Origin of the sequence: Dactylosporangium sp. NPDC005572, from assembly GCF_040605515.1 — a bacterium.
Classification (GTDB): Bacteria; Actinomycetota; Actinomycetes; order Mycobacteriales; family Micromonosporaceae; genus Dactylosporangium.
Genome location: NZ_JBEXCY010000063.1, coordinates 37683 through 56287, shown reverse-complemented (window position 1 = coordinate 56287; position 18605 = coordinate 37683). Strand labels below are relative to the sequence as shown.

The window sequence follows — 18605 nt, the reverse complement described above, 5'->3', positions numbered from 1 at the left end:
CCCGTCGACGCCCGCCGCCGGGCCGTCCGCCTCGCCGTCCGGCTCCCCGTCGCCGTCGGCCTCGCCGTCGCCGAGCTACCCGGCGGGCGTCGACCCGTGCCTGCTCGGCACGTGGCGCACGACGACCGCGACGAACTACGGGCTGATCGACGGCGACCGCGTGCAGTACACCGGCGGCGCCGGCGTGATCAGCGTCTACAAGGCCGACAACACAGTGACCTACGACTACGACCACTCCGCCCCGTACGTCGCCGACTACGGGGGCCACCGCTGGGAGGGCACGCACCGCGGCCAGGCGGTGTTCCGCTACTCCGCGGTCGACGGCGAGATGCTGCAGAGCAAGATCAGCTCGACCGCGCGGAACACCCTGACGCGCGACGGGAAGTACAACGCCGGCGGCGCGACCACGTACAACCTCGAGCCGGGGCGGTACCGCTGCACCGAGACGACGCTCGTCGAGACGAGCACGCTCGGCAACTACTCCGCCGAGTCGGTCCGGGTCGGCTGACCACGCCAGGTGGTCACCACGATCGCCCGACGACCTCGCGCAGCCGCGGGGCGAACCGGGCCGGGTCGTCGACGAACGCGATGTGCCCGCCGGGGAACACCGCCGGCTCGGCGCCGAGCGCGGCGGCGAGCGCCCGCACCGACCGGTCGCACAGCTGCCCGGCCGAGTCCTCGCCGACGGCGACGACGATGCGGACCGGCGACGCCCGCAGGGTCTCGACGTCGGGCCGCCAGCGGGTCGTCGGGCGCATCTCGTGCAGGAACCAGAACCGCTCGGTCGCGGCCTGCACCGGCTCGGGCTCCGGCGGCGGGCCGGCGCCGTCGAACGGCGGGAGCGGGATGTTCGCGTTGGTGAAGAACCGCATCCAGGCGCCCTGCGGGTCGCCGGCCGCGTAGGTGGCGATCATGTCGTCGACGCCCGCGTGCCGCTCGTCGCGGTCGTCGAGCACGTCGATGATCGGCGGCTCGTGCGCCACCACGGCCGCCAGCAGGTCCGGCCGGGTCTGGGCCAGCTGCAGCGCCGTCACGGCGCCGCCGCTGGAGCCGACCACGGTCGCCGGCCCGGCGCCGGCGTGCTCGATGAGCCGGGCCAGGTCGCCGGCCCGCTGCTCGACGGCCGAGTCCTGCTCGGGGTCGTCGAGGACGCTGCGGTTGACGCCCCGCGGGTCGGTGGTGAGCACGGTGTACTCCGGCGCGAGCAGCTCGGCGAGCGGCGCGAAGAACGTGGCGTCCATCGGCGCGCCCACCAGCACGACGAGCGGGCCCGTGCCGCGCAGCTCGTAGTGGAGCTTCCCGTCCGTACCGGTGATCTGGGGCATTCGGCTACCTCCGGGCAGCAGTAGGGTTGGTGTCACCGGTGAGACTGCCGCGCGGGGAGGGAATCGTCGCTCGTGAGCCGGATTTCTTCGACGGACGACCTGGACCTCGCCCGGCAGGGTGACGACGCGGCCTTCACCCGGCTGGTCGAGCCGCTGCGCCGCGAGCTGCACGCCCACTGCTACCGCATGCTCGGCTCGGTGCACGACGCCGACGACGCCCTCCAGGACGCGCTGCTGCGGGCCTGGCAGGGGCTGGGCGGCTTCACCGGCCGCGGCTCGCTGCGCTCCTGGCTCTACACGGTGGCCACCCGCACCTGCCTGGACCTCGTCGCCGCCCGCGGCCGCCGCGCCCTGCCGATGGACCTGGGCCCGTCGAGCGACCACGCGGTCGTCGGCGCGGCCCCGCGCACCGATGTCGCCTGGCTGGAGCCCTACGAGCAGCGCGAGGCGGTCGAGCTGGCCTTCGTGGCCGCGCTCCAGCACCTGCCGGGCAACCAGCGGGCCGCGCTGCTGCTGTTCGAGGTGCTGGGCTTCTCGGCCGCGGAGATCGCCGGGATGATGGACACCTCCACCGCCTCGGTGAACTCGGCGCTGGCCCGGGCCCGCCGGCTGGTCGCCGAGCGGGTGCCGCCGGCGAGCGAGCACCCGGTCCCCGAGCGGCGGGTCCGCGAGATCGTCGCCGGCTACGCGTCGGCGCTGGAGCGCGGCGACGCCGACGCGCTGGTCGCGCTCCTCACCGCCGACGTGACCTGGTCGATGCCGCCCCTGCCGCACTGGTACCGCGGGCTGCCCGCCGTGCGCGACTTCGCGGTACGCCTGCCGCTCTCCACCTGTGGCAGCTGGCGGCACCGGCCGGCCGAGGCCAACGGCCAGCCGGCGATCGCCTGCTACCTGTGGGACGAGGCCGCGCGGGCGCACACGCCGTGGTCGATCAACGTCCTGACGCTCCGCGACGACCGCATCGCCGAGATCACGTCGTTCCTCGACCCCGCCCTGTTCGCCCGCTTCGGCCTCCCTCCGGCGGTGTCCTAGCCGCACGTCCACACGATCGGGACCGGCTGGGTCCGGACGTCGCCGTCGCCGCTGACCTGCCCGGCGACCGTGCGGCCGTCGTCGCTCAGCGTGTACGCGTGCACGCTTATGCGCCCGCTGAAGCCGGGCGGCGGCGGCAGCTCGACGGTCTGGTCGCCGGCGTGCAGCGTCGTCGACCCCAGCATCCAGCCGTCGCGGTTGACCGTGGAGAAGAGGCCGTCGAGGCTGGTGACCGTGCCGTCGCGCAGGTTCCACCGCGGCCCGGCGATGTACCGCACCCCTGGCTCGTCACGGGCCGCCCAGCCGGTCACCCAGCCGTCGCGGATGCTCGTCGCGATGAAGGTGTTGGCGGGCTTCCCGCGGACGTCCGGCGCCGGGAGCCGCTCGAGCCGGCCGTCGGGCCGCCACAGCACGGCGACCTCCTGGCCGAGCTTCGGTGCGACCTGACCGACGACCGTGCCGTCCTCGTCGATACCGGTCGCGATCCCGGACCAGCCCGCGCCGGGCAGCGCCAGCATCGTCGGCTGGGCGGTCGGCGACGCCCACAGCGCCGGGCGGTCGCCGACCGACCCGGCGATCGTCCGCGCCTCGTTGATCGCGGACGCCGTGGTGTCGGTGCCGGCCAGCCGGGTGAACTTCCCGCCCTCGTAGGCGTACGCGACCGTCCGCTCGCCGCTGAAGCTGTCCCCGACCGCGACGCCGGTCGACGTCACGTCGCTGAACGTGCCGTCCTCGCCCGGCATGGGCGCGAGCTGCGGCTGCCGGTCGACCCAGATCACCGTGGCCGGGCCGGTTCCCGGGTAGCTGCGGCCGACGAGGTACCGCCCGGTCGGGTCGCCCCCGGAGACCACCGCCTTCGGGCCGTGCCCGGCCGGGGTGGTGAGCTGCTCCGGCACGCAGGCCATGGCCTTGCGCGGCGGTGGCTGCTCGGACGTCGCCGCCGGCAGCACCGGGGCCGGGTCCTGCCGCGCCGGGCGGGCCACCGCCCAGCTCGCGGCCACCACGACCAGGACCGCGGCCGCGGCCGCCGTCGCCCCGGCCAGCCGGGCCCGGCGGTGGTGCCGCTCCCCGTCGGCGACGGCCCGCCGCACGTCGACCGTCGACGGGCCGGGCTCGCCGTCGAGCACCCGGAAGAGCGTCGTTCCGTACCGTTCGTCGTCCATCCTCAACGCCCCTTCCCTGGAAACGCGTCCGCGTTCATGTCGCCCAGCACCCGCCGGATCGCGGCCAGGCCGCGCGAGGTCTGGCTCTTCACGGTGCCCGGCGAGCAGTCGAGCGCCGCCGCGACGTCCTCGACCGGCATGTCGCACAGGAACCGCAGGATGAGTACCGCCTGCTGGCGGGGCGGCACCCGGGTGAGCGCGGCCCGCACGACCACGGCCTCGGCGACCCGGTCGTCGACCGCCCCGAGCGGGTCGGCCCGGTCGGGCGTCTGCGGCACCAGCCCGACCCGCGCCCACGGCCGCCGCTTCTCGTCGACGAACGCGCGCACGAGCATCGTCCGCACGTACTGGTCGACGTGCTCGACGTCGCGGATCCGCTTCCACCGCACGTACAACTTGGTGATCGTCTGCTGCACGAGGTCGTCCGCATGATGGTCGTCCCCGCACAGCACGTACGCGAGCCTGCGCAACGCGGGCAACCGCCCGGTCACGTACTCGACGTACTGCTCCTGTGCCTCGGTCCGCATCGGGATGATGTCCTTTCCGCCCGGCGTCCCGACTGAAACGGGCGCAGCCCTCCGGGAGGTTGCACGCCGGGCGGCCTTCGCCGCCGGTGACCGCTACGAGCGCGGGGTCACCGTGAACAGGTCGCCCGGCTGGCACTGCAGGACGTCGCACAACGCGGTGAGGGTGCTGAAGCGCACCGCCCGGGCGCGGCCGTTCTTGAGCACCGAGAGGTTGGCGAGCGTCAGGCCGACCCGGTCCGCGAGCTCGGTGAGCGTGATGCCGCGCTCGGCCAGGAGCTCGTCCAGGTGTACCTCGACCCGGTGCTCGTCCTCCGGCGGCATCAGACGACGCCGTCGAGCTCGGCGCGCAGCGCCTGGCCCCGCCGCACGACCTCGGCGATCGCGAGCATCCCGAAGCCGGCCAGGAACCACACCGCGGTCGAGCCCAGGTCCAGGCTGGCGTCCGGGCCGCCGGTCTTGACCGTGCCGGCGAGGGCGAACCGGCCGGCGAGCTCGACCATGGCCGAGACGGGGCCGCCGACGACGAGCAGCCAGCCGAGCACCCGCAGCCGGCGGACGGTGCCGGCGGTGAACGGGTCGTCGTGGCGGGCCCGGGCGACCAGCCGCCACAGCAGCACGAGCATGGTGGTGGTCAGCGCGTACCCCGGCAGGGTGGCCATGGTGGCGAGGGCGCTCTGGGCCACCGTCGGGTGCTCGACGCGCAGGTAGACGCTCGCGTCGGGGTCGACGGCCACGCCGGGCCGCGCCCCGGTCAGCGCGTCGGCGCGTAGCACGTCGCCACTGGCCACCCCGACGTCGAACGGCTGGCCGGTCAGGGTCGCGATCCCGCTGGCCAGCCCCACGGCGACACTCAGCCCGACGGCGAGGAGGAGCAGGACGTGCAGCTCTCGTAGCCAGTCCGCGCGGACCTTCATATCCGCCTCCTTATCGATTACCGATATATTGATATTCGATAAGTTAGGCCCCGCTGTCAAGAGGGTCACCGTCTGGTGGCGGCCATCAGTCCGAGGGCCGCCAGGGTGAGCACCGCGCCGGTCAGGGCCAGGGACTGGGCGCCCCACACCGGGAGCATCAGGCCGCCGACGAGCGAGCCCGCCGCGATGCCCACATTGAAGGCCGTGCTCACGCCCGCCGACGCGATGTCGGTGCTGCCCGGGGCCACCTGGAGCATGCGGTGCTGCACGGCGGTGGCGAAGGACGCGTAGGCCGCGCCGATGACTGCCAGCCCGAGCACCGCGACCGCGGGCCGGGCGCCCAGCTGGGCCAGGCTCAGCAGGGCCAGCGTGCCGGCGCCCAGCGGCACCAGCAGCGAGCCGATCGGGTGGCCGTCCAGCGTGCGGGCCACCGCGACCGTGCCGGCCACGCCGGCGGCACCGGAGACGAACAGCAGCGGGGCGAGCGCGGCGGTGCCGAAGCCGCTCACGTCGAGCAGGAACGGCGTCACGTACGTGTTCAGGGTCAGGAAGCCCGTGATGCCGATTGCCGTCACGGCCAGCAGGACGGTGAGGTGGCGGCGGCTGGGCGCGGTGCCGCGGGCGGCGCCGCCATCGTCCGGGTGGTAGTCCGGGATCAGCGCGGCCGCCGCGGCCGCGGTCAGCAGGGCGAGGCCCGCCACCACCCCGAACGCGGTCCGCCAGCCGGCCTGCTGGCCGATCCAGGTGGCCAGCGGCACCCCGAGGACCGGGGCGAGCGCGGCGCCGGTCGAGAACAGCGCGACCACCCGGCCCCGGACGGCGACCGGGAACAGGCCGGACACCGCCGGCGAGACGACCGACCAGAAGAGCGCCTGGGCGAGCGCGGTGGCGAGCCGGGAGCCGGCCAGCACCGCGTAGCTCGGCGCGGCCGCGCCGACGGCGTTCGCGGCGGCGAACAGCACGAGCGTGCCGCTCAGCAGCTGCCGGCGGGGCACGCTGCGGGTCAGCCGGGTCAGCGGTACCGACGCCAGGACGACGACGACGGCGTACCCGCTGACCAGCGCCCCGATCTCCGAGCGCGACCGGCCGAGGTCGGGCGCCATCACGGTCAGCAGGCCGATCGGCAGCAGCTCGGTGGTGACGAAGGCGAACGCGGCCAGCGCGAGCACGCCGAGCGTCGCCCACGCACGGCGTGGGGGGACTGTCGTCGTCATGACCCGGCTGTTCCGCGGCGAGGGAGGAGTGGGGACATCGCGTTGGCAGCTTCGCACAGGTGGATCGAGAAACGAATCGATCATGTCGTACCGGATGCTGCGCGCGCCGGCGGTACCGCCCCGGCACCGTCAGCCGGGCCGCGGGCACCGCTCCGGCCCCCGGGAGCGTCCCGGGCCGGTCAGGGTCACCGTGAACCGGGGCCGGGCCGCCGGGTCGGCGCTCACGGCGTCGACCACCGTGCAGGCGATCTGGCCGGCCGCCGTGGCGGACAGCGCGACCGGGTCGCCGGCCACGGCCACGGTCGCGGCCAGCTCGCCGGCCTGCACCGCGACCGGCCCGAGGCCCGGTGGTACCTCCGTGGTGTAACCGTCGGCGCGCTCGTCCCCGGTCGGGCCGGCCAGCAGCAGTTCCAGGGTCTGGGTGGGCCTGGTGTGCGGGTCGGCCCGGCGCAGCACCGGCGTCAGCGTGCCGTCCTTCACGAGGTACAGCCGGACCCAGCCGCCCGCGGCGCGCGGCGCCGGCCCGCCGGTGATGACGCCGCTGGGCCGCACGCCGCAGCCCGCCGGCAGCAGCACGGCCAGCACGGCCAGCACGGCCAGCGCGGCGACCGCCGCGGCCCGCCTCATCGCGCGTTCCGCGGCAGCCGCAGGGTGAAGACCGCGCCGCCGCCGGGCGCGTTGCCGGCGACCAGCGTGCCGCCGTGCAGGCGGGCGTTCTCCCAGGCGATGGCCAGGCCGAGGCCGCTGCCCGCGGACCGCGCGCGGGCGGTGTCGGCCTTGTAGAAGCGGTCGAACACGCGCGGCAGCACCTCCGGCGCGAGGCCCGGGCCGTGGTCGGCGACCTCCAGCGTCAGCTCGTCCGGCTCGGCGCGCAGCCGCACCGCGACCGGCTCGGCGCCGTGGCGCAGGGCGTTGCCGACGAGGTTGGCCAGGATGACGTCGAGCCGGCGCGGGTCGAGCCGGGCGTGGACGCCGTCCGGCAGGTCGGTCTCGATGTGATCGGACCAGCCGCGGGCCCGCAGCGTGGCGGTGACCGCCGCGGCCACGTCCACCGCGTCGAGGGCGAGCGCCGCGGTACCCGAGTCGAAGCGGCTGACCTCGATGAGGTCGTCGACCAGCCGGGTGAGGCTCTGCGTCTCCTGGCTGACCAGCCGGGCCGCCTTGCCGGCGTCGCCGGTCAGCTGCGGCGCCTCCTCGTCGAGCACGTCGGTGACGGCCGCCATCGCGGCGAGCGGCGTGCGCAGCTCGTGCGAGACGTCGGCGACGAACCGGCGGGCGTCGGCCTCCATCCGGCGCAGGTCGCCGACGTGCTGTTCGAGGGTCTCGGCGGTCGTGTTGAAGGTCCGGGCGAGGTCGGCCAGCTCGTCCGAGCCGCGCACGGTGAGCCGGGTGGTGAGGTCGCCCTCGCCGAGCCGGCGCGCGGCGGTGCCGAGCTCCCGCACCGGGCGCAGCACCCCGCGGGCCGCGAGCAGCGCCAGCAGGACCGCCAGGGCCACCGAGAAGCCGCCGGTCAGCCAGGCCATGGTGGCCAGCCGGGCGATGCTGCGCTGCTCGGCCAGCAGGCTGTGGACCTGGTAGATCTCCAGCCCGGTCGGCTCGACAGCCGCGTCGGGCCGGGCGACGGTCAGCTGGGTGCCGATCACCAGGCCGGGCCGCCCCTCCCAGCTGACCCGCTGCCACGCGACCCGGCCGTCACCCACGTGCGAGCGCAGCCCCTCCGGCAGCACGTCGAGCGTGATGCCACCGGCCGACGTGCGGCCCTGGTACACGACGATCGTGGTGTCGTCGCGGTCCGACAGCAGGGCGGCGACCTCGTCCAGCTCGGCCTGCCCCGCGGGCAGCCCGCGGGTGGCGAACAGGTTGGTGATCCGGTCGGTCAGCGACAGTACCGCGGCGTCCTGCGCCTGCTGGAGGATGACGGTCCGCGCCTGCACATAGCCGCCGCCGGCCACGACGGCGGTGGTGACGGCGCCGAGCGCGGCGAAGGCGAGCAGGAGCCGGACCCGCAGCCCGCCTTTCGCGGCGGCCCGCACCGCGGCTCTCACGGTTCGCTCGTCACGGTTGGCTCGTCACGGTTGGCTCGTCACGGTTGGCTCGTCACGGTTCGCTCGTCACGGTTCGCCTTCACGGTTCGCCTTCACGGTTCGCCTTCACGGTTCGCTCTTCACAGCGGGCCGAAGCGGTATCCGAAACCGCGCACGGTCTGCACGAACACCGGGTTCGCCGGCTCGTCCTCGATCTTGGCCCGCAGCCGCTGCACGCAGGCGTCGACGAGCCGCGAGTCGCCGAGGTACCCGTGCTCCCACACGGACTCGAGCAACTGCTGCCGGCTGAACACCCGCCCGGGCGCCGCGGACAGCTCCAGCAGCAGCCGCAGCTCGGTCGGCGCCAGCCCGACCGGCACGTCCCCCTTGCCGACCACGAGCGAGCCCCGGTCGATGGTGAGGTCGCCGTACCGCTCCGCCGCCTCCACCGCCCGCCCGCCGCCCCCGCGCCGCAGCACTGCCCGGATGCGCGCCTCCAGCACCCGGGCCTGCACGGGCTTCACCACGTAGTCGTCGGCCCCCGCCTCCAGCCCGGCGACCACGTCCATGTCGTCGTTGCGCGCGGTCAGCATGATGATCGGCAGGTCGCCGCCGGCCCGGATCCGCCGCGTGACCTCGAACCCGTCCATCCCCGGCAACATGAGGTCGAGCACGACGACGTCGGCGGCCGAGCTGCGCAGCCGCTCGAGCCCGAGCTCCCCGCTCTCGACCGCGTCGACGGTGTGACCCTGCCGGCTCAACGCCAGCCGCAGTCCCTCACGGACCGTCTGGTGATCCTCGATCAACAGGACTCGGGGCATGCCACCTACTATCGCTCGCCCACACCGGCAGCCACGCGCGCCCCGACCGCTCCAGCCGCCGGGCGTCCAGGCCGCGAGAGGCACACCAGCACCACGACCACCAGCACCACGACACCACTGGCGGCCCCGACCGCCACCGGCCACCCCCCGAGCGCTCCAGGCAGCACGGCACCGCCCCGACCGGCCGCCGCGGCACCGACGACGAGCCCACCTCCGACTCCACCGATCCCGACCACCGCCCCAACCACCCCACGGTCCCCGGCCACCCCACGGTCCCCGGCCACTCCGGGAGCCGCGACCCCTCCGCCGAGCTCGACGAGCGCGGCCGCGCAGCAGTACACCGCCGCGACCAGCAGAACGCTTCCCACGACGTCGCTGAGCCGGTGCCACCCAGCGACCATGGTGGCCCCGGCGACGACCGACACGCCGGCCGCCCCCGGCACCGCGACCAGCCACCGCCCCCGCGGCGGCACGACGAGCAGCCCGGCCGCCAGCACCGCCATCACGGCCGCGACGTGCCCGCTGGGAAAGCTGTTGTGCGTGATGGACCCGCTGACCCCGAGATCGGGCCGCGGCAGCACCGCCTTCGCCGCCCACGCCGCCCCGAGCGCGACCACGACCACGCCGAGCCCCGCACCGGCGGCGGCCGCCCGCCCGGCCAGGACCCCGCCGAGCAGCAGGACTCCGAGCACGCCGGCGAGCAGCACCGGATTCCCGGCGAGCCCGAGCACCCACCGCGCCGGCCCGAGCAGCGCGGTCTCCTGCTCGTACCCGCCCCAGTTCCCGGTCCGCGGCAGCAGCCAGAGGTCGAGCCGCTGCCCGGCACGGGTGCCGACCAGCACGAGGTACACCACCCAGCCCGCCACCGACATCCCGGCCCCGGCGACAACCAGCCGCCGCGCCGCCCCCGGCAACCCCCGATCCATCAGCCCGATGCTCGGCCCCGGATGTCCCCGGCGCGTCCGCGCAATGTCATGGTTGTGTCACAGGCCTCCCGTGGTACGCATGGGTGCATGGATTACGTCGTGGATCCGCGCGTCGACGCGTACATCGACGCCCTCCCGGAGTGGCAGCGGGTCGTCTGCCGCGAGGTGCGCGACCTCGCCCACGCCGCCGACCCGGAGGTCGTCGAGACCATCAAGCGCACCGTCCAGCCCTACTTCGTGCTGAACGGCAACATCTGCGCCCTGCTGGCGGCGAAGACCCACGTGAACGTCTTCCTCTACGACGGCGGCATCGTCCCCGACCCGCAGGGCATCGTCACCGGCGGCCACGACAACCAGACGGCCCGCACGGTGGCCGTATACGAGGGCGCCCAGGTCCCGGCGGAGCCGTTGCTGGCCATGTTCCGCCAGATCGTCGCCGACAACCGGGCGGGCGGCTGGCGCAAGATCAAACAACGCCGCGCCGAGCCCGAGACCACCTGACCGCGCGGTCACGACAGCACGCCAGCGCCGGCTGCACAACTGGCGCCGGGCTGCGGCGGGTCCGGATTCCGCCGCGCGCCGCCCCGCGAAAGCCCGGTTCACCGGTAGCCGGACCTCCGCGGGGCGACGCCAGACGAAACCCAGATGGCCGCCGTCCTCACCACCCACCTCGAGGCACACGAAATCTGGACTTCGCCGCGCGCCGACCGCAGTCATGAACCAGGCCCTAGTCGAAGTCGTAGACAGTGACCGGGACCCCCCGATCGGAGAGCTGCTCGGTGATCAGCGGCTCGATGCGCTCCCAGCGCCCGCCGGCCAGCCCGCATCCGATCCGCGGCATGTGCACCGACGCGCGTAACGCCTCGGCCTCCGGAGCCAGCCGGCCCAGGCAGGTCGCCACCGCCTCGTAGCGGATCGGCGGGCCCGCCGATCCGGTCTTCATGCCGTGCTGGCCGATCATGTTGGCCACCCAGATGTCCCGGCGCACCTGGACCACGCGGACCGCGCCCAGGCCGAAGTCGTTGCCGGCCCGGTGGCGGTGCCAGTCACGGTAGTCGCGCTCCGGCTCGGGCCAGCGGCGGGAGATCGCCAGGACGAAGCCCTTGCCCCAGCCGCCCAGGTCGTTGCAGACGTGAGCGATGATCTTCGGGCCGGCCGCCTGGGGGTTGGTCGCGTCCCCCCGCACATACGAAATCACGCCCGCAGCATCGCACCGGGGTACGACAAAATCTCACGCCGACGGCAGGACCACCGCGAACGGGCGCGGGAAGCCCACCCCGGACAGCCGGTGGGTGCGCAGGTCGGCGACCGGGACCTCGACCACGCGGCCCGGGCCCGGGTTGTAGCAGGACAGCACGCCGTCCGTGTGGCCGACGATGAGCACCCAGTGGCGGGGCACGACCCGGCCGACCAGCAGCGGCACCGGCCAGCCCGACTCGACCGCGGCGATCACGTCGGCAAGGTCGGGGCGGAAGCGGTGCCAGCGGTACCGGGTGTCCAGCGCCGCGGCGTGGCGGTTGATCACCGCGGCCACGCCCCACGGGGTCGTGCCCAGCTTGCGGGGCCAGAGCACGTTGGCCGCCCGGTGGATGCGGTGCTGCTCCTCGGCCGGGTCGGCCAGCGCGGACAAATAGGACGGGTCGAGCGTGGCGGAGGCCACCATCGCCACCGTGGGACCGCAGGTGAAGCCGTCCGTCTGCCGGATCCGGTGCAGGTCCATGCGGCCTTTATCGCACATCGCCGTCCGTGCCGGAAGACGGCGCCGCCGGAGGGCAGGGCGAAGCTGTCAGCCGCGGCGCAGCAGCCGGCCCACGGCCGCCATCATCTCGGCCGTCATCTCGTCGGCCTTGCCGTCCTCCGCGCCGTGCCGCATGCAGTGGCGGGCGTGGTCGTCGAGCAGCCCGAGGGCCACCTTGTCGAGGGCGGCCTGGATCGCGCTGATCTGGGTCAGCACGTCGATGCAGTACCGGTCCTCCTCGACCATCTTCTCCACCCCGCGCACCTGTCCCTCGATACGCTTGAGGCGGCTCTGGAGCTGGTCCTTCGTGGCGGTGTACCCGCGCGGCACGGCGGTCGTCATGCCCACCAGCATACCTTCGGCACGGTAAACCCCCAGGGGGTATGAAGCGCCCGTACCTGTGGGAATGCGCCTGGTGGTTGATCGGTGGCTTGCTGCCGCAGCCCGGTCGCGTCCCCCAGTTCGCGCGGGAGCCCGCGGCCGCGTAGAGTCCGCCGACCGTGGACGAGCTCGAAGCCGCGCTGCGCGACCTGGCCGCCGCCTTCGCTGCGGGCCTGACCGTCGCCGGCACGGAGCGCCTCGAGGTGACCCGCCGCTCGATGTCGGGCCGGTCCTACGACGCGACCGGCGCCGGTGCCCTCCTCGGCCGCTGGGGCCTCGACCTCGGCGAGCGCCGGTCGCGGGTGCAGGCCCTGGCCGGCGACCGGACGCTCGCGGTGGAGCTGACCGGCAGCCCCGGCGGCGAGTGCGTGGTCCGGTGGACCGCGGACCTCCCGTCGCTGCCGGCACGGATCGTGTTCGACGAGGACTACCGCTTCCCCGGCCACCCCGCGCGCGGCATGCCCAGCCCGGCGGCACCGAAGGTCACCGGCCGGCCGACTGACCCGGCGGTCCTCGCTGAGGTCAGCGATCTGGTCGCCGCGTTCGTCGCGCTGGGCCGCCGCGGCGCCGACCGGCTCGCCCCCGGCGTGGGGGAGGTCGAGCTGCGGGCCGCCGAGGAGCGGATCGGCCTGCGCCTGCCGGAGGACCTCCGGGCGCTCTACGGCACGGCCGGCGCAGACCCCGCCGAGTCCGGCCTGCTCGGCGAGTACTCCCTGGCCCCGCTGGCGAAGGTCGTCGAGTGGCACACCCGGGGCGGTTACCCCGGCCCGCTCGGCGGCGCCTTCATGACCGACCCGGTCGTGTTCGAGACCCACCCGCACGGGCGCGTCCGGCGGCTGTCCCGCAACGACTGGTGGGTGACGATCGGGCCCGACCTCGGCATGAACCACGCCGCCGTCGACCTCGACCCGGCGCCGCTGGGCACCTACGGCCAGGTCCTGCGGTTCGGGCGGGACGTCCACGGCCCGATGGAGTACGTCGCCCCGTCGGTCACGCACCTCCTGCGGGCCGCCGTCGCTGCCGGCCGGCAGCGGGCCCGGCGCGCCGCGGCGACGCCGTACCGGTGGGACGGAGGCCGGGTCCGGGACACGGCGGCGATCCAGCGGGTGACGGTCGACGACGCCGGCCTCGCCGGTCTCGCTCGGTTCCGCAACCTCCGCTCGGTCACGGTCCGCCGGGCCGGCGAGGTCGACCTGGCGCTGCCGCCGGGCCTGCCGGTCGAGGAGGTGGCCGTCCGGGCGGAGCGCTTCGAGCCAGGCCGGCTCGCCGGGACGCCGTCGCTGCGGTACATCACCCTCGGCGAGAACCGCGAAGCGGTCCGGATCGCCGGTCTTGCCCGGCTGCCGGAGCTGCTGCGGCTGGACCTCTCCGCGGCCGTGGTCGCCGACACCGAGGCGCTCGCGCGGTTCCCGGCGCTGAAGGTGCTCGTCCTGAGCGCGGTGCAGTGGGGCGAGCTGCTGGCCACCGGCTGGACGCCCGGCCGACTCGCCGCGGCCGGGTGCGGGGCGGCGGACGTCGCCGGGTCCGTCGGGTGGCTCAACCGGATGCGCGGGCCTGGGTGGCCACCCGCGGGGTGGCGGGAGCCGCGGGTGTGATCCCGGGGAGCACGACGCAGGTGCGGCAGCGGGCCTCGTAGGTGTAGGTGCCGTCGTCGGGCAGGGCCGTCGACGGGGCCAGCTCGCGCAGGAACGGCTCGCCGTGCTCCAGGACCTGGGTGTACACGGCGGTGAAGCCGCGGCACCGGTCGCAGACCGCGCGACGGTACGTGACGCTGGCCGGGCCGAGCTCCAGCAGCGCGCGCACCGGCGCGAACAGCTCCCCGCGGTGATCGAGGTCGATGCCGGCCGCGACCACGCGGGTGCCCCGGCCGAGCAGCACGCGCACGACCTCCATGTCGGCGAGCGCGAACATGTGCACCTCGTCGATGCCGACCACGTCGAGCTCCTCGTCGAGGGCGGTGGCCAGCGACGTGGTCTTGACCGTGGCGAGGGCGGCGCCGCTGCGCGACACGACCCCGGCGTCGCGCACGTGCCGGGCGCTCTGGAACACGCGGTGACGCGCGTCGGTGTACCGCAGCGGCGATAGCAGGCTCACCAGCTCCAGCGACTTGCCGCTCTTCATCGGGCCCAGGATGACGGTCAGATCCACGGGCGACACGCTACCGGTTCGCCGCCGCCCGTTCAGCCGTGTGACATCTCACGATGGAGGTCGCCCGGTTGCGACCTTGGCCCGGAGGCGGCATGTTGGAGTCATGTCCGTCGTTCGGCCACGCAGCCCCCTGCGCCGTGGCATCCGGCGGATCGGGCTCGCGATCTGCGCCCTGATCCTCGGCGCCGGGTTCACGCCCGCGCTGCCGTCCACAGTGGAGCCCGCACCGGCCCGGATCGCGTTCAGCCGCCAGTCCACTGTGGATCCGCCAGCCGCGGATCCGCCGGTCGCGGAGGTCCCGCCGCGGCCGCTCCTCGTGCGGCACGAGCGGCTCATCCCCGGCGGGCGCCCGGTCGGCGCCGTCGCCGGTCGCGCACCACCCGGCACCTCGGCGTAGTCGACGAGTCCCCCTCCGGTTCGACCCTCGAAGGTGCGCTGCCATGGACTTCTCCCAGGGAATGGGCCAGGCGCTGGCCATCTGGCTGGCGCTGCTCGCCGCCGTCCTGATCACGTTCCTCATCCTGACCCTCCTGTCCCGCCGCGGCAGCGGCGGCCCGTCCTGGTGGGCGCGGCTGCGCAGGGCCGTGCGCGACCCCGAGGCGGCGAAGGAGCGCCAGGCCAGGGCCGAGCGGAGCGCCGCCGCGATCGCCGAGCTGGAGCGGTACACCGAGGAGATCGCCGTCGCCGCCGGCCGCGCGACGGTGATGGCCGAGCGGCGCCGCGGCGAGTGGGAGGCGGCCCAGCGCACCCAGGAGGCGGCCTGGCGGGCCTTCGAGGAGACCGAGACGGGCGTGCGCCGGCTGCGCCAGGCCAACGCGTTCCCGCTGGTCGAGGACGACCCGGCGATCCGGCGGCGGCACCTGGTGCGGATCGTCAACCAGGCGCACGAGCGCCGCGAGATCTCGGCGGTCCAGCTCGCCGACGCCCTCATGGGCCGGCACGGGTGGGACCCGGCCGCCCACCCGTTCGAGCAGGAGCTCACGCTGCGCAAGATGATCCGCGACCGGAAGTTCCAGGCGTACCAGGAGGCGTCGGAGATCGAGCGGCTGGCCGCCAAGGCCGCCGACCTCGCGATGGCCGCCAAGCGCAGCCTCGACGACGAGGCGTTCGACGCGCAGCTGCGGCTGCGCCGGGCGACCCGGCCGGAGGTGCCGGCCCCGTCGCTGCGCACGGTCCCGGTCCGGTAGCCGGGCGTCGAAAAACGTGTCGGCATGAAAGCATGCCTACCGTGACCATCCGACTCCTCATCGCTGACGACCAGGCCCTCGTGCGCGGGGCCCTCGCGGCGCTGCTCGACCTGGAGCCCGACCTCGCGGTCGTGGCCGAGGTCGGCCGCGGTGACGAGGTCGTGGCCGCGGCGAAGGAGGCGCGGCCCGACGTGGCGCTGCTCGACGTCGAGATGCCCGGAATGGACGGCATCGCCGCCGCCGCGGCGCTGCGCAAGGCGATGCCCGGCTGCAGGGTGCTCATGGTGACCACGTTCGGCCGCCCCGGCTACCTGCGCCGGGCCATGGCGGCCGGCGCCTCCGGCTTCGTGGTGAAGGACACGCCGGCCCGCCAGCTCGCCGACGCGGTCCGGCGGATCGCGTCCGGGCTGCGCGTCGTCGACCCGGCGCTCGCCGCCGAGACCCTCGCGAGCGGCGAGAGCCCGCTGACCCCGCGCGAGGCCGACGCGCTGCGGTCCGCGCGCACCGGCGGCACCGTGGCCGACATCGCCGGTCAGCTGGGCCTGTCCGAGGGCACGGTGCGCAACCATCTGTCCTCGGCGATCGGCAAGACGGGGGCCCGGACCAGGGCCGAGGCGGTCCGCCTGGCGGACGAGAACGGCTGGCTCTAGATGTCACAGCCTCGATCTCAGACGTACAGTCACGGCATGACCGCACTGCTGGCCAGCGGGCGCGACGCTGACGTCTACGCGCTCGACGAGCGGCGGGTGCTGCGGCGGTATCGCAAGGGCGGCGACGTGGCGGCCGAGGCGGCCGTGATGCGCTACGTCGCCGACCACGGCTTCCCGGTGCCGCGGATCTACGAGGCGTCCGGCGCCGACCTCGTGCTGGAACGGCTCGACGGCCCGACGATGCTCGAGGCCCTCGCCGACGGCACGATGCACCTGCGCGACGGCGGGGTCGTGCTGGCCGACCTGCTCGACCGGCTGCACAAGATCCGGGCGCGCACCGCGACCGACCCGGGCACCCGCATCCTGCACCTCGACCTGCACCCCGAGAACGTGGTGCTGACCGAGGGCGGCCCGGTCGTCATCGACTGGCGCAACACCACCGAGGGCCCGCCCGAGCTCGACGTGGCGATGACCGCGCTCATCGTGGCGCAGGTGGCGGTCGACCCCGGGCACCCGTTCACCGGGCAGGCCGAGGCGTTCCTCGACGTGCTGCTCGGCTGCACCCGGGACAACCCGCTGTCGCAGCTGGAGGCGGCCGTGCGCCGCCGGGCGGCGGATCCGAGCCTGACCGGCGACGAGCAGGCACATCTCCACGAGGCAAAACTGCTGGTCACGACGTTTGCGCGGGCCCATCACTAGGCAGCGCTGATAACCCGATCGGGGCGGGGCGAGGGGCCACGGGCTCGGTCACGCTTTGTGCCATGGAAGAACTCTTCGTTCGCCAGGTGGACATCGGGATCGCCGACATGGACATCGCCGTCGACGACCAGCTGACCACCACCCGCGTGGTGATCGAGCGTGCCACCGCCACCGACCGCAAGGGCGGCGCCGACCGGGAACTCCTGCTCGTCTACGGCGCGGCCGAGACGAAGGCCGTCGCCGAGGCGCTGCACCGTGCCTCCGAGATGGCGATGGAGGAGTCGTAGGCAACACTTGTTGAAGTCTCAACTACTGGCTACATTGGGTGCATGAGTGCGCTGCCCCTGCTGGACCGTCACCTCGACCACGCCGTCCCGGCCAGCCGGGCGCAGCGCACCTGGACCCCGTCCGACGGGCCGCTGCCGAGCATCTACCTCAGCCACGGCGCGCCGCCGCTGCTGGAGGACGCCGCCTGGATGCGCCAGTTGTCCGACTGGTCGCTCGCGCTGCCCAAGCCCACCGCGATCCTCATCGTCAGCGCGCACTGGGAGTCGGCGCCGCTGAGCGTCTCCGGCACGGCGGCGGGGACGCCGCTGGTGTACGACTTCGGCGGCTTCGCCCCGCACTTCTACCGCCTCCAGTACGCCACCCCGGACGCCTCCGCCCTGGCCAAGCGCGTCGCCGGCCTCATGCCCGACACCGAGCCGGTGCACGAGCACCGCCACCGCGGCCTGGACCACGGCGCGTGGGTGCCGCTCATGGTGATGTACCCGCTGGGCGACGTGCCGGTGCTCCAGCTGAGCCTGCCGACGCACGACCCCGACCGGCTGCTCGACCTGGGCCGCCGCCTGCGCCCGCTGCGCGAGGAGGGCGTGCTCGTCGTCGGCTCCGGCTTCATGACCCACGGCCTGCCGTTCCTGACCCGCGAGCACTGGCTCGGCGCCGGCACCCCGCCCGGCTGGTCGGCCGACTTCGACGCGTGGGCCGGCGAGGCCCTTGCCCGCGGCGACGTCGACACCCTCGCCCGGTTCGCGACGGAGGCGCCGGGCATGCCGTTCGCCCACCCGACGGTGGAGCACTACACGCCGCTGTTCGTGACGCTCGGCGCGGCCGACCGCCCCGACGCGCCGGTGACGACGGTCATCGACGGCTACTTCATGGGGCTGGCGAAGCGCTCGATCCAGGCGGCCTGAGCCGGGCCCGGACCTTCTCCTTCGTCGGCTCGGGCAGCGCGCCGGCGGCCAGCAGCCGGGGCAGCAGGTCCGGCTCGAGCGTGAGCGCGCGGAACGCGACGCCGACCGTCACGTCGTGCGCCGGGCTGTGCACCACCTCGACCGGGTCGCCGGCCCGGATGGTCCCGGGCCGGACGATCCGCAGGTACGCACCCGGCGCCGCCTGGACCGTGAACCGCTTGATCCAGGCGGGCTCGCCCAGCCAGCCGGCGAACGTGCGGCACGGGATCCGCGGCGCGGAGACCTCCAGCACCACCTCGTCGCCGATCCGCCAGCGCTCGCCGATCAGCGCGTCGGTCACCGCGAGGCCCTGGGTGGTGAGGTTCTCGCCGAAGACGCCGCCGGTCAGCTCCCGGCCGAGCTCCGCGGCCCAGCGGTCGAGGTCCTCCCGCGCGTACGCGTAGACGGCCTGGTCCGGCCCGCCGTGGTGCTTGACGTCGCTGATCGAGTCGCCCCGCAGGCCGGTCGGCGTGGTGCCGCGCGGCCCCGGCGCGGCGACCTCGACCGGCCCGGTGACGGGCCGCTTGTCGATGCTCGTGGTGGGGAAGTCGGAGTGCGCGGTCGGCACCGGCGACCCGACGTTGACGGACAGCAGGTAGGCCACGCCTCGACCGTAGCCGCTGC

At 74.7% G+C, this 18605-nt stretch carries 25 protein-coding genes; 10 read left to right on the top strand and 15 right to left on the bottom strand.

From position 1 onward, the window contains the following. A partial coding sequence (locus ABZS66_RS27700) for a hypothetical protein (RefSeq protein ID WP_354762535.1) occupies window positions 1-508 on the top strand: 508 nt, incomplete at its 5' end. 13 nt (window positions 509-521) lie between these two features. Here ABZS66_RS27700 and ABZS66_RS27695 read toward each other — a convergent pair. Further along, window positions 522-1325 carry an alpha/beta hydrolase gene (locus ABZS66_RS27695; protein ID WP_354762533.1) on the bottom strand — a complete coding sequence of 268 codons (804 nt, stop codon included), beginning with the start codon at window positions 1323-1325 and terminating at the stop codon, window positions 522-524. A 72-nt stretch (window positions 1326-1397) separates the two neighbouring features. Here ABZS66_RS27695 and ABZS66_RS27690 point away from each other — a divergent pair, with 72 nt between their 5' ends. Beyond that, on the top strand, window positions 1398-2357 hold the full coding sequence (locus tag ABZS66_RS27690) for a sigma-70 family RNA polymerase sigma factor (RefSeq protein WP_354762531.1): 960 nt from the start codon (window positions 1398-1400) through the stop codon (window positions 2355-2357). Here the strand turns inward: ABZS66_RS27690 and ABZS66_RS27685 are convergent. The 9 genes from ABZS66_RS27685 to ABZS66_RS27645 form a co-directional block, all read right to left on the bottom strand. Then, the gene (locus ABZS66_RS27685) at window positions 2354-3520 is read right to left on the bottom strand and encodes a hypothetical protein (RefSeq protein ID WP_354762529.1); all 1167 of its coding nucleotides are present in this window, start codon (window positions 3518-3520) and stop codon (window positions 2354-2356) included. The two genes, ABZS66_RS27690 and ABZS66_RS27685, sit on opposite strands and share 4 nt — an antisense overlap. A 2-nt stretch (window positions 3521-3522) precedes the next feature. Further along, a complete protein-coding gene (locus tag ABZS66_RS27680; RefSeq protein ID WP_354762527.1) occupies window positions 3523-4047 on the bottom strand; it encodes a SigE family RNA polymerase sigma factor in 525 nt (174 codons plus the stop codon). A gap of 93 nt (window positions 4048-4140) precedes the next feature. Continuing rightward, the gene (locus tag ABZS66_RS27675; RefSeq protein ID WP_354762525.1) at window positions 4141-4368 is read right to left on the bottom strand and encodes a helix-turn-helix transcriptional regulator; all 228 of its coding nucleotides are present in this window, start codon (window positions 4366-4368) and stop codon (window positions 4141-4143) included. After that, on the bottom strand, window positions 4368-4961 hold the full coding sequence (locus ABZS66_RS27670) for a DUF2975 domain-containing protein (RefSeq protein WP_354762523.1): 594 nt from the start codon (window positions 4959-4961) through the stop codon (window positions 4368-4370). Before ABZS66_RS27670 ends, ABZS66_RS27675 begins: the two co-directional genes overlap by 1 nt. Before the next feature lie 65 nt (window positions 4962-5026). Continuing rightward, window positions 5027-6175, bottom strand: coding sequence for an MFS transporter (locus ABZS66_RS27665; protein WP_354762521.1), 1149 nt, complete (start codon window positions 6173-6175; stop codon window positions 5027-5029). Window positions 6176-6304: 129 nt separating this feature from the next. Next, window positions 6305-6802 carry a hypothetical protein gene (locus ABZS66_RS27660; RefSeq protein ID WP_354762519.1) on the bottom strand — a complete coding sequence of 166 codons (498 nt, stop codon included), beginning with the start codon at window positions 6800-6802 and terminating at the stop codon, window positions 6305-6307. Beyond that, on the bottom strand, window positions 6799-8220 hold the full coding sequence (locus tag ABZS66_RS27655; protein WP_354762517.1) for an ATP-binding protein: 1422 nt from the start codon (window positions 8218-8220) through the stop codon (window positions 6799-6801). Before ABZS66_RS27655 ends, ABZS66_RS27660 begins: the two co-directional genes overlap by 4 nt. Before the next feature lie 119 nt (window positions 8221-8339). Continuing rightward, window positions 8340-9020, bottom strand: a complete 681-nt coding sequence (locus tag ABZS66_RS27650; RefSeq protein ID WP_354762515.1) for a response regulator transcription factor — start codon at window positions 9018-9020, stop codon at window positions 8340-8342. An 8-nt stretch (window positions 9021-9028) separates the two neighbouring features. Further along, window positions 9029-9946 (bottom strand): phosphatase PAP2 family protein, encoded by a 918-nt coding sequence (locus ABZS66_RS27645; RefSeq protein WP_354762513.1) that lies wholly within the window; start codon window positions 9944-9946, stop codon window positions 9029-9031. 87 nt (window positions 9947-10033) lie between these two features. On the opposite strand from ABZS66_RS27645, the gene ABZS66_RS27640 reads away from it, so the two are divergent. Further along, a complete protein-coding gene (locus ABZS66_RS27640) occupies window positions 10034-10447 on the top strand; it encodes a DUF1801 domain-containing protein (protein ID WP_354762511.1) in 414 nt (137 codons plus the stop codon). A gap of 226 nt (window positions 10448-10673) precedes the next feature. On the opposite strand, the gene ABZS66_RS27635 is transcribed toward ABZS66_RS27640, so the two are convergent. The 3 genes from ABZS66_RS27635 to ABZS66_RS27625 all read right to left on the bottom strand — a co-directional run bounded on the left by ABZS66_RS27635 (window position 10674) and on the right by ABZS66_RS27625 (window position 12026). Continuing rightward, entirely contained in the window at window positions 10674-11144 is a 471-nt protein-coding gene (locus tag ABZS66_RS27635) for a macro domain-containing protein (RefSeq protein ID WP_354762509.1), read from the bottom strand. A 33-nt stretch (window positions 11145-11177) separates the two neighbouring features. Next, window positions 11178-11666 carry a hypothetical protein gene (locus ABZS66_RS27630; protein WP_354762507.1) on the bottom strand — a complete coding sequence of 163 codons (489 nt, stop codon included), beginning with the start codon at window positions 11664-11666 and terminating at the stop codon, window positions 11178-11180. 66 nt (window positions 11667-11732) lie between these two features. Then, the gene (locus ABZS66_RS27625; RefSeq protein ID WP_354762505.1) at window positions 11733-12026 is read right to left on the bottom strand and encodes a metal-sensitive transcriptional regulator; all 294 of its coding nucleotides are present in this window, start codon (window positions 12024-12026) and stop codon (window positions 11733-11735) included. Window positions 12027-12184: 158 nt separating this feature from the next. Between ABZS66_RS27625 and ABZS66_RS27620 the strand changes: the two genes are divergently transcribed. Then, complete coding sequence (locus tag ABZS66_RS27620) at window positions 12185-13660, top strand: SMI1/KNR4 family protein (protein WP_354762503.1); 1476 nt, start codon at window positions 12185-12187, stop codon at window positions 13658-13660. Here the strand turns inward: ABZS66_RS27620 and ABZS66_RS27615 are convergent. Further along, complete coding sequence (locus ABZS66_RS27615) at window positions 13602-14213, bottom strand: thymidine kinase (RefSeq protein WP_354762501.1); 612 nt, start codon at window positions 14211-14213, stop codon at window positions 13602-13604. The two genes, ABZS66_RS27620 and ABZS66_RS27615, sit on opposite strands and share 59 nt — an antisense overlap. A 103-nt stretch (window positions 14214-14316) precedes the next feature. Here ABZS66_RS27615 and ABZS66_RS27610 point away from each other — a divergent pair, with 103 nt between their 5' ends. The 6 genes from ABZS66_RS27610 (at window position 14317) to ABZS66_RS27585 (ending at window position 17942) form a co-directional block, all read left to right on the top strand. Next, window positions 14317-14610 carry a hypothetical protein gene (locus ABZS66_RS27610; protein WP_354762499.1) on the top strand — a complete coding sequence of 98 codons (294 nt, stop codon included), beginning with the start codon at window positions 14317-14319 and terminating at the stop codon, window positions 14608-14610. Window positions 14611-14653: 43 nt separating this feature from the next. Further along, complete coding sequence (locus ABZS66_RS27605; RefSeq protein ID WP_354762498.1) at window positions 14654-15400, top strand: hypothetical protein; 747 nt, start codon at window positions 14654-14656, stop codon at window positions 15398-15400. A gap of 41 nt (window positions 15401-15441) precedes the next feature. Continuing rightward, window positions 15442-16050: a response regulator transcription factor gene (locus ABZS66_RS27600; protein ID WP_354762496.1), complete on the top strand. Its 609-nt coding sequence runs from the start codon at window positions 15442-15444 to the stop codon at window positions 16048-16050. 36 nt (window positions 16051-16086) lie between these two features. Next, the gene (locus ABZS66_RS27595) at window positions 16087-16749 is read left to right on the top strand and encodes a phosphotransferase (protein WP_354762494.1); all 663 of its coding nucleotides are present in this window, start codon (window positions 16087-16089) and stop codon (window positions 16747-16749) included. Window positions 16750-16811: 62 nt separating this feature from the next. Then, complete coding sequence (locus tag ABZS66_RS27590; protein ID WP_354762492.1) at window positions 16812-17036, top strand: hypothetical protein; 225 nt, start codon at window positions 16812-16814, stop codon at window positions 17034-17036. A 42-nt stretch (window positions 17037-17078) separates the two neighbouring features. Continuing rightward, window positions 17079-17942: a class III extradiol ring-cleavage dioxygenase gene (locus ABZS66_RS27585; RefSeq protein ID WP_354762490.1), complete on the top strand. Its 864-nt coding sequence runs from the start codon at window positions 17079-17081 to the stop codon at window positions 17940-17942. Here the strand turns inward: ABZS66_RS27585 and ABZS66_RS27580 are convergent. Further along, the gene (locus ABZS66_RS27580) at window positions 17905-18576 is read right to left on the bottom strand and encodes an MOSC domain-containing protein (RefSeq protein ID WP_354762541.1); all 672 of its coding nucleotides are present in this window, start codon (window positions 18574-18576) and stop codon (window positions 17905-17907) included. The two genes, ABZS66_RS27585 and ABZS66_RS27580, sit on opposite strands and share 38 nt — an antisense overlap. Window positions 18577-18605 lie beyond the last annotated feature (29 nt).

Coding starts and splice junctions, on each gene's coding strand:
- ABZS66_RS27595 (WP_354762494.1), top strand. CDS start 16,087: ATGACCGCACTGCTGGCCAGCGGGCGCGACGCTGACGTCTACGCGCTC.
- ABZS66_RS27650 (WP_354762515.1), bottom strand. CDS start 9,020: ATGCCCCGAGTCCTGTTGATCGAGGATCACCAGACGGTCCGTGAGGGA.
- ABZS66_RS27695 (WP_354762533.1), bottom strand. CDS start 1,325: ATGCCCCAGATCACCGGTACGGACGGGAAGCTCCACTACGAGCTGCGC.
- ABZS66_RS27675 (WP_354762525.1), bottom strand. CDS start 4,368: ATGCCGCCGGAGGACGAGCACCGGGTCGAGGTACACCTGGACGAGCTC.
- ABZS66_RS27665 (WP_354762521.1), bottom strand. CDS start 6,175: ATGACGACGACAGTCCCCCCACGCCGTGCGTGGGCGACGCTCGGCGTG.
- ABZS66_RS27670 (WP_354762523.1), bottom strand. CDS start 4,961: ATGAAGGTCCGCGCGGACTGGCTACGAGAGCTGCACGTCCTGCTCCTC.
- ABZS66_RS27605 (WP_354762498.1), top strand. CDS start 14,654: ATGGACTTCTCCCAGGGAATGGGCCAGGCGCTGGCCATCTGGCTGGCG.
- ABZS66_RS27640 (WP_354762511.1), top strand. CDS start 10,034: ATGGATTACGTCGTGGATCCGCGCGTCGACGCGTACATCGACGCCCTC.
- ABZS66_RS27685 (WP_354762529.1), bottom strand. CDS start 3,520: ATGGACGACGAACGGTACGGAACGACGCTCTTCCGGGTGCTCGACGGC.
- ABZS66_RS27660 (WP_354762519.1), bottom strand. CDS start 6,802: ATGAGGCGGGCCGCGGCGGTCGCCGCGCTGGCCGTGCTGGCCGTGCTG.
- ABZS66_RS27610 (WP_354762499.1), top strand. CDS start 14,317: ATGTCCGTCGTTCGGCCACGCAGCCCCCTGCGCCGTGGCATCCGGCGG.
- ABZS66_RS27630 (WP_354762507.1), bottom strand. CDS start 11,666: ATGGACCTGCACCGGATCCGGCAGACGGACGGCTTCACCTGCGGTCCC.
- ABZS66_RS27585 (WP_354762490.1), top strand. CDS start 17,079: ATGAGTGCGCTGCCCCTGCTGGACCGTCACCTCGACCACGCCGTCCCG.
- ABZS66_RS27625 (WP_354762505.1), bottom strand. CDS start 12,026: ATGACGACCGCCGTGCCGCGCGGGTACACCGCCACGAAGGACCAGCTC.
- ABZS66_RS27680 (WP_354762527.1), bottom strand. CDS start 4,047: ATGCGGACCGAGGCACAGGAGCAGTACGTCGAGTACGTGACCGGGCGG.
- ABZS66_RS27645 (WP_354762513.1), bottom strand. CDS start 9,946: ATGGATCGGGGGTTGCCGGGGGCGGCGCGGCGGCTGGTTGTCGCCGGG.
- ABZS66_RS27590 (WP_354762492.1), top strand. CDS start 16,812: ATGGAAGAACTCTTCGTTCGCCAGGTGGACATCGGGATCGCCGACATG.